General features: G+C 54.3%; 12 protein-coding genes. 5 read left to right on the forward strand and 7 right to left on the reverse strand.

Annotated elements, in window-relative coordinates:
* Window positions 1-274: 274 nt before the first annotated feature.
* Window positions 275-1,903, forward strand: a complete 1,629-nt coding sequence (locus B9A24_RS14320) for an amidase (RefSeq protein ID WP_084446710.1) — start codon at window positions 275-277, stop codon at window positions 1,901-1,903.
* A 60-nt stretch (window positions 1,904-1,963) separates the two neighbouring features.
* On the opposite strand, the gene B9A24_RS14325 is transcribed toward B9A24_RS14320, so the two are convergent.
* Entirely contained in the window at window positions 1,964-2,731 is a 768-nt protein-coding gene (locus B9A24_RS14325; RefSeq protein ID WP_143434949.1) for a hypothetical protein, read from the reverse strand.
* On the opposite strand from B9A24_RS14325, the gene B9A24_RS14330 reads away from it, so the two are divergent.
* The gene (locus B9A24_RS14330; RefSeq protein ID WP_084446712.1) at window positions 2,721-4,631 is read left to right on the forward strand and encodes an ABC-F family ATP-binding cassette domain-containing protein; all 1,911 of its coding nucleotides are present in this window, start codon (window positions 2,721-2,723) and stop codon (window positions 4,629-4,631) included. The two genes, B9A24_RS14325 and B9A24_RS14330, sit on opposite strands and share 11 nt — an antisense overlap.
* A gap of 217 nt (window positions 4,632-4,848) precedes the next feature.
* Here B9A24_RS14330 and B9A24_RS14335 read toward each other — a convergent pair whose 3' ends face one another.
* Entirely contained in the window at window positions 4,849-5,313 is a 465-nt protein-coding gene (locus B9A24_RS14335; protein WP_084446713.1) for a hypothetical protein, read from the reverse strand.
* 239 nt (window positions 5,314-5,552) lie between these two features.
* Window positions 5,553-6,767, reverse strand: a complete 1,215-nt coding sequence (locus B9A24_RS14340) for an exo-beta-N-acetylmuramidase NamZ family protein (RefSeq protein ID WP_084446714.1) — start codon at window positions 6,765-6,767, stop codon at window positions 5,553-5,555.
* Between the two features lie 156 nt (window positions 6,768-6,923).
* Between B9A24_RS14340 and B9A24_RS14345 the strand changes: the two genes are divergently transcribed.
* The 3 genes from B9A24_RS14345 (at window position 6,924) to B9A24_RS14355 (ending at window position 11,620) form a co-directional block, all read left to right on the forward strand.
* Window positions 6,924-8,252 (forward strand): type IX secretion system plug protein, encoded by a 1,329-nt coding sequence (locus tag B9A24_RS14345; protein ID WP_084446715.1) that lies wholly within the window; start codon window positions 6,924-6,926, stop codon window positions 8,250-8,252.
* 347 nt (window positions 8,253-8,599) lie between these two features.
* Window positions 8,600-10,081, forward strand: coding sequence for a M48 family metalloprotease (locus tag B9A24_RS14350; RefSeq protein ID WP_084446716.1), 1,482 nt, complete (start codon window positions 8,600-8,602; stop codon window positions 10,079-10,081).
* Window positions 10,082-10,174: 93 nt separating this feature from the next.
* Window positions 10,175-11,620: a M48 family metalloprotease gene (locus tag B9A24_RS14355; RefSeq protein ID WP_084446717.1), complete on the forward strand. Its 1,446-nt coding sequence runs from the start codon at window positions 10,175-10,177 to the stop codon at window positions 11,618-11,620.
* Between the two features lie 187 nt (window positions 11,621-11,807).
* Here the strand turns inward: B9A24_RS14355 and B9A24_RS22350 are convergent, their stop codons facing one another.
* From B9A24_RS22350 to B9A24_RS14375, 4 genes are all read right to left on the reverse strand, one after another.
* On the reverse strand, window positions 11,808-12,410 hold the full coding sequence (locus B9A24_RS22350) for an HNH endonuclease (protein WP_200813927.1): 603 nt from the start codon (window positions 12,408-12,410) through the stop codon (window positions 11,808-11,810).
* An 82-nt stretch (window positions 12,411-12,492) separates the two neighbouring features.
* On the reverse strand, window positions 12,493-12,702 hold the full coding sequence (locus tag B9A24_RS14365) for an alkylphosphonate utilization protein (protein WP_084446718.1): 210 nt from the start codon (window positions 12,700-12,702) through the stop codon (window positions 12,493-12,495).
* A gap of 122 nt (window positions 12,703-12,824) precedes the next feature.
* Complete coding sequence (gene ychF / locus B9A24_RS14370) at window positions 12,825-13,922, reverse strand: redox-regulated ATPase YchF (protein WP_084446719.1); 1,098 nt, start codon at window positions 13,920-13,922, stop codon at window positions 12,825-12,827.
* A 307-nt stretch (window positions 13,923-14,229) separates the two neighbouring features.
* A complete protein-coding gene (locus B9A24_RS14375; RefSeq protein ID WP_084446720.1) occupies window positions 14,230-14,571 on the reverse strand; it encodes a DUF3276 family protein in 342 nt (113 codons plus the stop codon).
* Window positions 14,572-14,651: the final 80 nt, after the last annotated feature.

The raw sequence follows: 14,651 nt of genomic DNA on the forward strand, positions 1-14,651 counted from the left end.
GATAATCGTCTGCCTCTCAGCCTGGCCTCCGTCCGCCTTTCATTCTAGATATGGCGTCCGCGGAGCGAAAGACTTTAGGCCCACCGAACGAGGAGCGGGCCCACAACTCATGATGGGTAAGACGGTCCTTCCTTCGGGCCGCCAGATGAGGATGAAAGCTAAAAACGACCACGACGACTAGACGCGAATACGCGTCTCTACACTGTTCGGATTTGAAAAGCTGATAGAGCTACACAGGCCAACTCAGCTTATCTTGACAACAAAAAAAGAGAAGATGAACAGAAGAGTATTTCTGCGTAATAGCGGCCTGGCTGGCGTCGCCCTTTCCACGCTCTCCCTCAGCGCCTGCTCCACCGAGCCCAAAGACGCCAAAACCGCCGCTGATACGTCTGCCGATACGGCCGATACCTTCGCCCTCAACGAAGCTACCGTAGCCGACCTGCAGGAGAAAATGCGCGCCGGCCAGTATTCCGCCCGCGACCTGACCGAGCTGTACCTGCGCCGCATCGAGGCCATGGACAAAAAAGGCCCCCAGCTCCGCGCCGTCATCGAGCTGAACCCCGATGCGCTTACCATTGCCGAGCAGATGGATAATGAGCGCAAAGCGGGCAAGGTGCGAGGCCCCCTGCACGGCATTCCGGTGCTCATCAAAGACAACATCAACACCGCCGACCAGATGCAGACCACCGCCGGCGCGCTGGCTCTGGTCGGTAATAAAGCCCCCCAGGATGCCTTTATTGTCAAAAAACTGCGCGAGGCCGGGGCCGTAATTCTGGGCAAAACCAACCTGAGCGAGTGGGCCAACTTCCGCTCCACGCGCTCGACCAGCGGCTGGAGCAGCCGTGGGGGGCAAACCAAGAATGCCTACATTCTCGACCGCACGCCCAGCGGTTCCAGCTCCGGCTCGGGCACGGCCGCAACCGCCAACTTCTGCGCCCTGGCCATCGGCACCGAAACGGATGGCTCCATCGTGTCGCCGGCCTCGTGCAACGGGCTGGTAGGCTTTAAGCCCACGGTGGGTTTGTGGAGCCGCACGGGCATTATTCCTATCTCCGCTACCCAGGATACCGCCGGCCCCATGACGCGCACCGTCCGCGACGCGGCCATCCTGCTCTCAGCCCTCGCTGGCCCCGACGCGGCCGACCCCATCACCCAGGAAAGCACTGGAAAAGTGGAGGCGGACTACACCAAATTCCTCGATGCCAAAGCGCTGGGGGGCAAAATCATTGGAGTAGAGAAGTCGCACCTGGAGGGTACTTCCGACGCCATTCCTCTTTTCGAAAAAGCTATTGAAGTACTCAAAGCCCAGGGCGCTACCATCGTGGAAGTAGAGGTGCTCAAACAGGTCAACCCATTGGGCGAGGCCGAGTACGACGTACTGCTCTACGAGTTCAAGGACGGCGTGAATAAGTACCTGGCCACGGCCAATGCCAAGGTGAAAACCCTAGCCGACGTGATTGCCTTCAACAAGCAAAACGAGCCGAAATCCATGCCTTTCTTCAAGCAGGAAATCCTGGAAGCCTCCGAGAAGCTGGAAGACCTGAGCAGCCCCAAATACTTGGCTGCCCTGCGCAAATCGCACTCCGGTGCCCGCCAGGCCATCGACTCGGCCCTGCGCGACAACAAGCTGGTTGCCATCATCGGCATCACCAACAGCCCCGCCCCCGGCATCGACCTGATCAATGGCGACTCCTGGCCCGGCCCCGGTTTCTCCTCGCCGGCCGCTATGGCTGGCTACCCGCACATCACGGTGCCCATGGGTCAGGCCCACGGACTGCCGGTGGGCTTGTCCTTCGTCGGCCCGGCGTACGGGGAGGCGGGGTTACTAAGCGTGGCCTACGCCTACGAGCAGGCCTCGAAGCAGCGTAAGGCACCGGAGTTTCGGGAGCCTTTTGTGGGCTAAAAGAACCAAATTCCACGTAGCAGTTGCTCGAAATGGATGAGTACCTGCTACGTGGAATTTTTATGAAATAGTAAAAGATTCCAAGGCTACAGAAGCTGCTATTGTCTCAGCCAAGCTTCGTGAGCATCCCAATACCAGCCAACTTGCGTCTTCTTGGTGATACAAACACCAAGAATGATCCGTGGCAAATGTGTAGGTTGGAAAGTCGTTTTCTTGCTGCAAGATGTCGTCCAAGTCGGTAGCGATACCTGACTCAAACCATGATTCTAAGCCGTCATCCGTGAAGTGATATTTGCCGTCTTCAGCATCTCCATAAAAATACGTTGCCGTATCGGCGCCAAGAAGTGCCACTAGGCTTTGAATGAATGCTTTATCAAATGCTTCGCTGCCACCTAAATGCGGTGGCCAGTGATTACCATATGCTTTAAAGATAGCTTCAGAATTAAAGGTTGCGTCGTAGGGCAAGCCGAGTTGTTGCGCAATTTCTCTGTATGTGATATGCTCTAAGTTCTCAGGTGGAGGGTTGCCGTTTACGATGCCATACTGGTTCCAGAAGTAAACTCGCGCATTTAAATCTTGAATGGTTCGCGTTGAAAATGAATACTGCTCGATTGGCACTCCTCGATCAATGCCGAGTGGTAATAGAATGACGAGGTAAGCCCCGAAGCCATGAGGTAAAAACCGGGCTGCGGAATTGTCGTTGCGAAGCTCTGAACTAGCAAGCCAGTTCAGTTGTGTGTCTATAGCAATGGATTTGAGACTCATAGAATAGGAGCGATTAGAAACCTGTACCTTTGCAGCTTCATAGCAAAGTAGGATGATTTCCATTAACGACCTAGACTTCCATTTTGGCTCGCGTACGCTCTACGACAAGGCCAGTCTCCACATAAAGCCCAAAGACAAAATCGGCCTGATTGGGCTGAATGGCACGGGCAAATCTACGCTGCTGCGCATTCTGGTGGGCGAGTACAAGCCTGATGGCGGCAGCATTCAGATGGGGAAAGAAGTGTCGTTGGGCTTCCTGAATCAGGATTTGCTCAGCTACGATACCCACGAGAGCATTCTCAACGTGGCCATGCAGGCCTTTGAGGAAGCCCTGAACGTGCAGAAGAAAATTGACCAGATTCTAGTCGAGTTTGAGCATAACTACCACGACGACCTTGTGCAGAAGCTCGCCGATTTGCAGGAGCGCTTCGAGGCCCTGGGCGGCTACACTATGCAGGCCGAGGCCGAAGAAATTCTGGAAGGTCTGGGCTTCACAACCGAGGAGCTACAGCGGCCGCTCAAAACCTTCAGCGGTGGCTGGCGGATGCGGGTAATGCTGGCCAAGATTCTGCTCCAGAAACCCTCGCTGCTCCTGCTCGACGAACCGACCAACCACCTGGACCTTCCCAGTATTAAGTGGATCGAGAACTACCTGGCTGACTACCTGGGGGCCGTTATCATTGTATCGCACGACCGCGAGTTTCTGGACCGTACCAGCAACACGACGGTGGAGGTGACGGGGGGCAAATTGGTGCAATACGCTGGCAACTACACGTATTATCTGGAGGAAAAGGAAGAGCGCAACGCCATTCAGAAAGGCGCTTTCGAGAACCAGCAGGCCCAAATCAAGCAGGCGGAGAAGTTCATTGAGCGCTTTAAAGCCAAAGCCTCCAAAGCCAAGCAGGCCCAAAGCCGCGTGAAGATGCTCGACAAGCTGGAGCGCATCGACGACGTGGCCAACGACGCGGCCCGCGTAAACATCAAGTTTAACTTCACGGTGCAGCCCGGCCGCCACATCCTGCGCATGGAGCACGTGGGCAAGAAGTACGGCGAAAAAATCATCTTCCGCGACACCAACCTGCACATCGAGCGCGGCGACAAAATTGCGCTCGTCGGGGCCAATGGTAAGGGTAAATCCACGCTCATGCGCCTGGTGGCGGGGCAGGAGGCACCCTCCAACGGCAACCACCAGCTCGGCCACAACGTGATTATGTCGTTCTACGCCCAGCACCAGCTGGAAAGCCTGAACGTGAACAACGAGATTTTGCAGGAGATGAATGAGGCCGGCTCCAAGCGCAATGAGATGGAGCTGCGCTCCGTGCTGGGCTCTTTCCTCTTCACCGGCGAGCAGGTCTACAAGAAGATCAAGGTGCTCTCAGGGGGCGAAAAAAGCCGCGTGGCGCTGGCCAAAACGCTGATTTCGGAAGCCAACTTCCTCCTGCTCGACGAGCCGACCAACCACCTGGACATGCAATCGGTGAACATCCTGATTCAGGCCCTGGAGCAGTACGAAGGCACCTACATCGTCATCAGCCACGACCGTTTCTTCGTGGAAAATGTGGCCAACAAGATCTGGTTTATCGAGGACTTCCAGCTCAAGGAATACCCCGGCACCTACTCCGAGTTTGAGCAGTGGATGGAAGACCGCGACAAAGCCGCCAAAAAAGCGGCTCTAAATGCCCCCCAGCCTTCCACCAAAGCGGCATCCAATCAAAAGTCAGCACCCGCTAAAGCCGAGCCGGCCAAATCAACCAGCAACGGCAGCGCCAAAAGCAGCCGGGAGCTACAGGAAGTAGAAAGCCGCATCACCACCCTGGAAAAAGAGCTGGCCCAGTACGAAGCCCAACTCGCCGACCCCGGCATCTACAGCAACGCCGCCCAACTGAAAGACGCCACGCTGAAATTTGAGCAAGTACAGAAGGAGTTGACTGCCCAGACTAAGCGTTGGGAAGAGTTGGTGTAAGGAAATTTGAAGTAATCTTGTAGATAGAAAAAGCCCCCCAGAAGTATTTCTGGGGGGCTTTTTATTTGTAACGTCTAAAGTGTTTATGAAGTAGTGAAAATCTGTGATCTTACAGTTTTACTTTTGCTTTGTCACTGATTTTAATTTTATAATTTAGAAATACTTGTATCGGCACTATTTCACAAACGCTCAGTTAGCAGAAGCTACTTTCGCTGTATTATACATTGATAATTTCTTTTGCTTTGGCAGCCAATTCACAATAAAAAGAAGAGTCATTATTTATTTCACTGAAGTGTTTGCCGCCTATAGGTCTTCTGTTCAGACCAGTATCCAATTTAAGATATTTGATTAGCAATATCAGCTTTTTGACACCGTTCTTGTCTGCGTCCTCAAGTCTTTTAATAATTGCATTAAGGATTATGTCATAGGAATTATAAGCATCCCAAAGTATATCTGCGCAAACGGTCATTTCATGAATAGTATCCGCTTCAACAATCTGATCTATTAGAATCTCGGCCTGTTGATCAAAGATTTTATCTGGCCCAAATTTAGTAACAGCAATACCTAACTTGTTCGCTGTTTTAAAATACGCGTCAATGTTTGATTCTTTGGAGTAATTAAACTTTTTCTTATTGAAGTCAGGATAGTTGCTTCTAGGACAACGAGGTATATTATCAATCATGATGGTTTTATATTTCGGCTAACATTTAGATCCTCGCTACTAGCGGGATGCGTTACTCGCGGATAGATTTTCTCCGCACGCAAGTAGGTAGCGAGGAGCATACCAAACAAGTCTGCTACCCGCTACTGTGGCACTACAGACCCAAGCTAGCGAGTGGAAAGGCAGGGCGGGTTCGTTGAGCCACATGGGTACAGATTTTTGATAGTTTATCAAACCAATTTACCCCCCACACCTCCCCCTCACGGATACAGCAGATACATCAGGCGCCGCTGCTTATACTGGCTGAGATGCGGCGCCCAGGATGCGCGGATCTCCTTGGCCGACTTGCCGGCTCCTATCTGTTGGCGAAACTCAGCCACGCCAGCCAGCTTGTTGATGTCGTTTATTTCCTTGCTGAGGGTACGGTCGAAGAACTGGGCTTTGTTGGGGGAGGCGCGGTACAGCTCCTGCATCCATTCGATGTTGATGAGGCGGGTGGTGCGTAGCTGGCGGGCGTCGAAGCGGCGCAGGTCGAGGCCGTAGCAGGTTTGGTCCATGAACAGGGGCGTTTCGCTCATGCCCTTGATGCTGGTAGGGGTGAAGGAAAACGGGTATTTGCCCTTCAGGTGGGGGCTGCCCAGCACCGTGAACGGAAACTGCGTGCCCCGGCCCAGGTTGATGTAAGTCCCCTCAAACAAGCACGTCGATGGGTACAGCAGTACACTCTGCTGGGTATTGAGGTTGGGGGAAGGCGGCACCGGCAGCGTGTATTCCAGGTCGTGGCGGTAGTTTTTGACTTGCACGATGCGAAGCCGGCAGGTGCGCTTGTCGAGCAGCCAGCCTTCCCCGTTTATCATCTGGGCAAACTCGGCGATGGTGAGGCCGTGGGCAATGGGAATCGGAAACTGCCCGATGCCCGACTTGTACTGCATGTCCAGCACGGGGCCGTCGATGAGGTAGCCATTGGGGTTGGGACGGTCCAGAATCAGTAGCTCCTTGTTGTTCTCGGCGCAGGCCTCCATGATATTGCGCAGCACATTGATGTAGGTATAGAAGCGCACGCCCACGTCCTGCACATCAAACAGCATCACGTCCACGTCGGCCAGGTCTTTGGCAGAGGGCTTACGCTTGGGGCCGTAGAGGGAAATAATTTTGATCCCTGTGGCCGCATCCACTTCGTTCTGCACCTTCACGCCGGCGCTGGCATTGCCCCGAAAACCGTGCTCGGGCCCAAACACCTTCACGATATTGACGCCCCGCTTCTGAAGGCTGTCGACGAGGTGGCGCCGGCCGATGATGGTGGTGAGGTTGGCCAGTACGCCCACGCGCTTGCCTTTCAGATAGGGGAGGTACTGCTCCGTCTGGTCGGCGCCGGTGATGATGGGGGGCGTTTTGGGCGTTTGCGGGACTGGCAGCAACGCGGTAGCCAGCCAGAGCAGGGGCGTGAAGATGTTGGGAAGCAGGGAGTTGAGCATACAAGCAAGGAGTAAAGTCACCGTTAAGATAGGAAGCCGCCAGAGACCAGCGTGGCATGTGCTCTGGTGTTACACCGTACTTGCGCGCCGAGGTGCAGACTATGAAGTGGCTCGTCTGAGGGCGCATAACCCGTGGCAAGTCCTATCTTCGCCCTTATGCGTCGCTACCTCTTCCTCCTTCTCCTTGCCACCGCCTGCGTCCCCCTGGGCACGCCCATCACTGACCCCAACGCCGCCCGCTCGCCCGGCCAGCAGCGGCCCCCGGAATATTACGCCGACAAAACCCTGCGCTACCAAGACTTCATATACAACCCCGATGTAAAATCGGTGCAGTGCTACGTGGCTACGGGCCAGCCCACGGAGGTATTTCAGCCGCCCGTGGCGCCCTTGCAGGGGCAAAGCTTCACCCTGGAGTTTGACTTGCTGGGTGCCCAGTCGGAGCGGCTGACGGCCAAGCTCGTGCACTGCGACGTGGACTGGAAGCCCTCCGTGCTCACGGATATGCAGTTCCTGAACGAGATAAACGAGTTTCTTATCACCGATTACCGCACCGGTGTAGGTACCAAAGTGCCCTTTTACCACTACCGCCTGCGGGTGCCGCCGGTCAAGATTAGCGGCAATTACCTGCTGGTGGTGCAGAGTGCGGGCCGGGTGCCGCTGGTGAGTCGGCGGTTGCTGGTGTACCAGAACGACGTGGAGGTAGACCTACGCCAAGGTATTCCGGTGGCGGGGGAGGAGCGCTACACCTTACAGCAGGTAGACTTTGCTATCCGCTACGGCGCCATGAACCTGGTGAACCCGGCCCAGGAAGTAAAGGTGATTCTGCGGCAGAACTTCCGCTGGGATAACGCCAAAATCAATCTGCGTCCCACTTTTGTACGCGACGCCGAGCGGTTGCTGCAGTACCAGTATTTCAACTTCGAAAACACGTTTCCGGGCCTGAGCGAGTTTCGCTTCTTTGATACTCGCTCCCTGCGCGTGCTCGGCCAGGGCATGGCCAAGCTAGACCCTGAGGCCAATCCCCGCGCCGTGCTGCTGACGCTGGAAGGCAGCCGCCTAGGCCAGGGCTACACCCAGTACGACGATATCAACGGACAGCGCGTGTTTGAGAACCGCGAGTACGGCAACGGCGACTCCAACGCCGACTATGCCGATGTCACCTTTCAGTTGAAGGCAGAGCAACCCGCCGCGAGTCCCGTGTATATCATTGGCGCCCTCACCGATTGGCAGTTTAAGGAGGAGTTCAAGCTCACCTACGACGCTGCCAACCAGATTTATAGCACTACAGCTCTGCTCAAACAAGGCTACTACAACTACTACTACGCCACCCAGACGCCCCAGGGCCCGAACAGCGTGCCGTGGGAAGGCAGTCACCAGGAAACGGAGAACCAGTATGATCTGCTGGTGTATTACCGTCCGCCTGGCACCCGCTCCGATTTGCTGATTGGCTATCAGGTCATAACTGTGAACGGTCGCCGGCCCTGAAAATAGTCTTTTTTAGTTAGGAGGGAATCAAAAAAAGCCCCCCGCACTCCATCTTGTCCTTCTGAAACACGAAGAGAATCTGGTGGAGTGCTGGGGGGCTTTTTTGATGCCGAAAAGGGTTTTTTAGGCACCGATACGCTTGTTTACTACTTAGCTACAAACAGGTTTCTGCTTAGCAAGTATCTGTAACTATGAGCTACATAGGAATATATAGTTGCGGTAAGGTATTGCCTGAGGTAAGCAGTGCAACCATTCAGCTACGTTGTCGTTGCAGGAACACTTTCCCATACCCTGCTTCTTCCACGCCTCCAGACTAGCGCTGGGGGGCTTTTTTGCCACCCACTCCTATGAAAAGATCCTTCCTCTTCGCTAGCAATGCAGCGTTCCTGCTGTTGCTGGCGGCCTGCACGACCAACCCCGTCACGGGCAAAAAGCAAGTCAGCCTGATGTCGGAAAGCCAGGAGGTAGCGCTGGGCCAGCAGTCCGACCCACAGGTGATAGCCCAGTTTGGCTTGGTAGAGAATCCTGCTTTACAACGTTTTATTCAGGATAAGGGCCAGAAAATGGCCGCTATTTCGCATCGGCCAGAACTTAAGTACGAGTTTAAAATCGTCGATTCGCCGGTAATCAATGCCTTTGCTGTGCCCGGCGGCTACGTGTATTTCACGCGGGGCATTATGGCGCACTTTAATAATGAGGCGCAGTTTGCGGGCGTATTAGGCCACGAAATCGGCCACATCACCGCCCGCCACTCGGCCCAGCAGCAAACCAAAGCTACATTTGGACAATTGCTGCTTATCGGCGGCATGATTGCCTCGCCCCAGCTGGCCCAATATGGTGAGCAGGCCATGCAGGGCTTACAGGTATTGTTCCTCAAATTCGGTCGTGACGACGAGCGCGAATCCGACCGTCTGGGCGTGGAGTATTCCACTAAAATCGGCTACGACGCCAAGCAGATGGCCGATTTTTTCCTCACGCTTCAGCGCGAACAGGAGAAAGCCAGTGCCGGCGCCGAGCCCATTCCCAGTTTCCTCTCCTCCCACCCCAACCCCGAAGACCGCTATAATACGGTAAAGCAGCTCGCCGCCGAGACCCAGCAGCAGGTCGGTGCGACCAACCTCGCGGTCGGTCGTGACTCCTACCTGCGTATGATTGAGGGCTTGATCTATGGTGAAGATCCTAAGCAGGGCTTCGTCGAGAATAATACCTTCTATCATCCAGAGCTAAAGTTTCAGTTTTCTGTTCCCACCGGCTGGAAGCACCAAAACTCCCCCCAGCAGTTTCAGATGGCTGCCCCCGATGGTAAGGCTATGATGTTGCTGACTCTGGCCCCCGGTGAGTCGTTGGAAGCGGCAGCCCAGCAGATGGTGCAGCAGTTTAAGTTGCAGCCCGTCGAGTCGAAGCAGGTGACGGTGAACAGCTTTCCAGCCCTGGCCATCGTGGCCGACCAGGTGGCCGACCAACAACAGCAACAGCCTCAGCAACAGCAACAACAGGCACCGGCCGTGCGCACGCTTATCTACCTCATTCAGGATGGCAAAACCATCTATGCGATGATCGGAGCCAGCAGCGGCCCGGATTTTGCCACTTACTTCCCGACGTTTAGCAGCTCGATGCAAAACTTCCGCCGCCTCACCGACGCCGACAAGCTTAACCGCCAGCCTGAACGCGTCCGGATAAAGTCGGTAACCAGCGCCACCACCTTGTCGCAGGCCCTGACCCGCTTCCAGGTACCTAACGACCGTCTGGAAGAAACGGCCATCCTGAATGGCATGCAGCTCACCGACCGCCTGACGGCCGGTACGCTGATCAAGGTGGTAGCGAAATAAAATATAGCAGCCCTTCCATTTAGAGCGAGGAATACCTGCTGACTTTCTGTCTTTTCATTAGCCCGGCGGCCACCTCACTCACTACTCTTCCCTATGCAATCCACCCACTTTCGTCGTTTGAGTGCCGCAGCTTTGCTGACCGCACTCCTGCCCCTGACCAGCGCTATCAGCCTGAACCCGGACCCTACCAAAGCAGCCGCACCCGTGCAAGGTGCGCAGCCCGATCCGCAGATTGTGGCGCAGTTTGGTCTCCTTGATAATGCCAAGCTACAGAGCTACATCGATAGCAAAGGCATGGAAATGGGCAGAATCTCCGACCGGCCCGCCGACGTCAAGGGCTTTACTGTCGTCGATTCGCCGGTCATCAATGCCTTCGCCACGCCCGATGGGCATGTGTATTTTACGCGGGGCATCATGGCCCACTTTAACAATGAGGCGCAGTTTGCCGGCGTGCTGGGCCACGAAATTGGCCACATCACGGCCCGCCACGGCCAGAAGCAGCAAACGCGCTCTACCGTTGCCAATGGAGCTATTCTACTGGGTTCCATCTTCTCGCGGCGTATTGCCTCTATTGCTCAGCCAGCCCAGCAGGTGGTCGGTCTTGGCCTGCTCAAGTACGGCCGCGACGACGAAAACGAATCCGACCAGCTGGGCGTGAAGTATTCCAGCAAAATCGGCTACGACCCGGCCTCCATGGCTGATTTCTTCCTGACCTTGCAGCGCACCGAGCAGAGCAGCGGCGCGTCCCCCATACCTACCTTTCTTTCGTCGCACCCCAACTCCGCCGACCGGTACCAAAACGTAAAAAAGCTGGCCCAGCAGGCTGAGCAGCAAGCTGGCCGTCAGCTGGCCGTGAACCGCGAGCAGTATTTGCGCCTGATTGAAGGCTTACCTTATGGCGAAGACCCACGCCAGGGCTACGTGGAAGCCGGCACCTTTTACCACCCCGACCTGAAGTTTCAGTTTCCGATTCCGTCGGGCTGGAAGTCGCAAAACTCGCCTTCGCAGTTTCAAATGGGCGAACCAAATGGCAAGGCAATCCTAGTGCTGCTGCCCGCCCCCGGCAACTCCCTGGATGCCGCCGCCGAAGCGCTGGTGAAGCAGCTAAGTCTGCAATCGCCTCAAGCCCAGCGCACCACTATCAACAGCTTCCCAGCCATCGCTATCCAAGCCGACCAGGTGCAGCAGGCCCAGAACGGGCAGCAAGGCGTAAGTGCCCGCACGCTCACCTACCTCATCCAGGATGGCCAAACCATCTATGCTCTGGTAGGCCTCACTTCGCCCACCGATTTCAACACATATGCCCCCCAGTTTCAGCGTAGCGCCCAGGGTTTCGCCCGTCTCACCGACGCCAGCAAACTGAACCGTCAGTCAGAGAAAATTCGCATCAAGACGGCCGCCAAAGCTACTACGCTGGCCCAGGCGCTGGCCGCCAACGGTATACCTGCCGCCCGCCGCGAAGAGCTTGCCGTGCTGAATGGTATGAAGCTAACCGATCCTCTAAGCGCGGGATCGTTGTATAAGGTGGTGGGGAAGTAGGGTTATCTTTTAATAAAATAAATAAGGAGAGGCCGTTTTCAGCCTCTCCTTATTTATTTTACTTATTCTGTTTTATAATGTTTTTCAATTCATTGATTGAATATGGTTCTTTGCGTCTGTGAAGCATTGCGTGGCAATTAGGACAAACAGGTATTAAATCATCAAGGGGATTTATCTTATAATTATCTCATATTGCTGAAATAGGTTTTATATGATGTACTTGAATATAATTTTTTCCTATTATGCCATAAGTTTTCTCAAAATTAAATTCACACGATTTACAAATAAAGCCATAATGTTCGATGCAAGCTTGTCGGGCGTTTCTATTCCTTTCGTAAGCATTTATAAATATTTGTTTTTTAGCGCCTTCGTACAGTTCTGTTACTTCTTCTGGTAGAGTCTGTTCATTCTTTGTTTCATCAGTAGCGGTAGAAACATGACTTAATTCTGGAAATTCTACGTTTTCCAATGCTAGACGTAATTCGGGTCTTAGATGCCAAACGAAACCTCTGGTTGGACTCTTTTGTCCTTCAAATAGAATATGCCAGCCTTGAAAGGCTCTATCACTGATTGAAATATTAGATAACTGTTCTGCTAGTTTTTTTCCTAACCTACCCACTAATGAATTTGCGGCTACAAAGTGTCTGTAGCCTAACGCTTCAGCGACTTGTGGAGCTGTGATACCTGTTTCATTACCGTAGGCCATGTCAAGCAATCTATTCTCCGCATCTGTTAATGGCTTGCAATTAGTCAACGCGGCTAAAAAATCACCTTTTGAGTATCTTTTCATAAAAAGCAACAACCTAAACGCCCCGACCGAATACCGGCCAGGGCGCTTAAGTTACGAAGTGGCTACCGAAGAGACGCCCTCTTTAAGCTTTCTTCAAAAACTCGGTTTTCAGCACCATCATGTTGCCCCCAGCGCGGCCTTCAATTTCCTGCGGGCTGTTGGTGAGGCGAATGTTTTTGACCATCGTGCCACGCTTAAGGGTGAGCGAGGAGCCTTTTACCTTCAAGTCTTTGATAGGCGTAACAGAGTCGCCTTCGTTGAGCAGGGTGCCATTGCTGTCTTTTACGTCCATGGGGGGGGGATTTTTTGAGGGAGTCGCGTGCGTGCGCTGGCGTGTCGTTCAACGATAGTGGTCCTACGACTCCAAAGTCGTAGGACCACACCTGACGCTGATACAGTTGCGTAATCTGTGGATTAAACGTTGAAGCGGAAGTGCATGATGTCGCCGTCCTGCACCACGTATTCTTTGCCTTCCACGGCCATCTTGCCGGCTTCCTTAATCTTGGCTTCCGTTTTATAATTCTGATAATCAGGGAGCTTGATTACCTCGGCGCGGATAAAGCCTTTTTCGAAATCGGAGTGAATGACGCCGGCGGCCTGGGGGGCTTTATCGCCGCGGTGAATGGTCCAGGCGCGCACTTCTTTTACGCCAGCGGTGAAGTACGTAATCAGGTTGAGCAGCTCATAGCTAGCGCGGATAAGGCGGCTCAGGCCGGATTCTTTCAAACCATACTCACCCAGGAACATCTCCTTTTCCTCGGGATCTTCCATCTCCGCGATCTGCGACTCGATGGCAGCCGAGATGGGCACCACTTCGGCGTTTTCGCTTTTCACGTACTCGCGCAGGGCATCCAGGTGCTTGTTGCCGGTGCGGATAGCGGCTTCATCCACGTTAGCCACGTAAATAACGGGCTTGATGGTGAGCAGCTGCAAGTCCTCTACGGCCTCTAGCTCATCAGCATCCGCCTGGAGGGACCGAGCATTCTGACCGGCTTCCAGGTGAGCTTTGAAGCGTTGCAGCGCCGCCACTTCCTTTTTGGCCTTGGCGTCACCGGCTTTGGCGGAGCGCTCTGACTTGATCAGCTTCTTGTCAATGCCTTCCAGGTCTTTGAGCTGCAACTCGGTGTCGATCACTTCCTTGTCGAACACGGGGTCAACGGAGCCAGCTACGTGCACGATGTTAGGATCATCAAAACAGCGCACAACGTGAATGATAGCGTCTACCTCGCGGATGTTGGCCAGGAATTTATTACCCAAGCCTTCACCCTTGCTGGCGCCTTTTACCAGGCCGGCAATATCCACGAACTCAATAACGGTAGGCAGCACGCGCTCCGGGCTCACCAGTGCTTCCAGAATCTGGAGGCGCTCATCGGGCACGGTGATGATGCCCACGTTAGGCTCAATAGTGCAAAAAGGATAGTTGGCCGATTCGGCCTTGGCATTCGAGAGGGCGTTGAATAGCGTGGACTTACCCACGTTCGGCAAACCGACGATTCCGCAGCGGAGACCCATTCTTTTGAAATTTTGAGGGATGAATAGTGAAGGGTGAATCGGCCCTAGGGGGCAAATTCGAGGGGCAAAGGTACGGGTTGTTCGCCGGGAAAGCACGGTGGTACTTCGCCTCACCCCCGGCCCCTCGCCTCGGGGAGAGGGGTGCCAACCGACTACCATATGATATCGTTGTTTGAATAGGCTCCCCTCTCTTGGGGAGAGGGGCCGGGGGTGAGGCCCACCAACAGAACAGCGCGCCTTGGCCGAAACCAAAGCGCGCCGCGCAACGAGGGAATGACAGAGTAAAGGCTTGTTTCGTTAGGCTTGCTTAATAGGTAGTGTCGGTGGGAGTGCCGTTGTAGGGCTCGTCGTTGTAGGCGGGGCGGGGGCGGTCCAACTCGGCTACCTCTTCCTCCGTCAGCAGCTCTTCGCGTACATAATCCACGGCGTCCTGCAGGGCATCTACGAATTTGGCAAAGTCTTCCTTGTAAAGGAAAATCTTGTGCTTCTCGTAGGAGAAAGTGTCGTCGTCGCGGAGCTTGCGCTTACTCTCGGTGATGGTGAGGTAATAATCCTGGCCGCGCGTGGCTTTCACGTCGAAAAAGTACGTGCGTTTACCGGCTTTAATGCGCTGCGAATAAATTTCTTCCTGATCGTGACGGTCTTCCACGGTTCCTACGGTAAAGTTTTCTTGTTGAATAAGTTGAATGGCCGACCAAAGTACTCTTCTCGAATGGGATATAAAAATTT

This window comes from Hymenobacter roseosalivarius DSM 11622, from assembly GCF_900176135.1.
In the GTDB taxonomy this organism is placed as follows: Bacteria; Bacteroidota; Bacteroidia; order Cytophagales; family Hymenobacteraceae; genus Hymenobacter; species Hymenobacter roseosalivarius.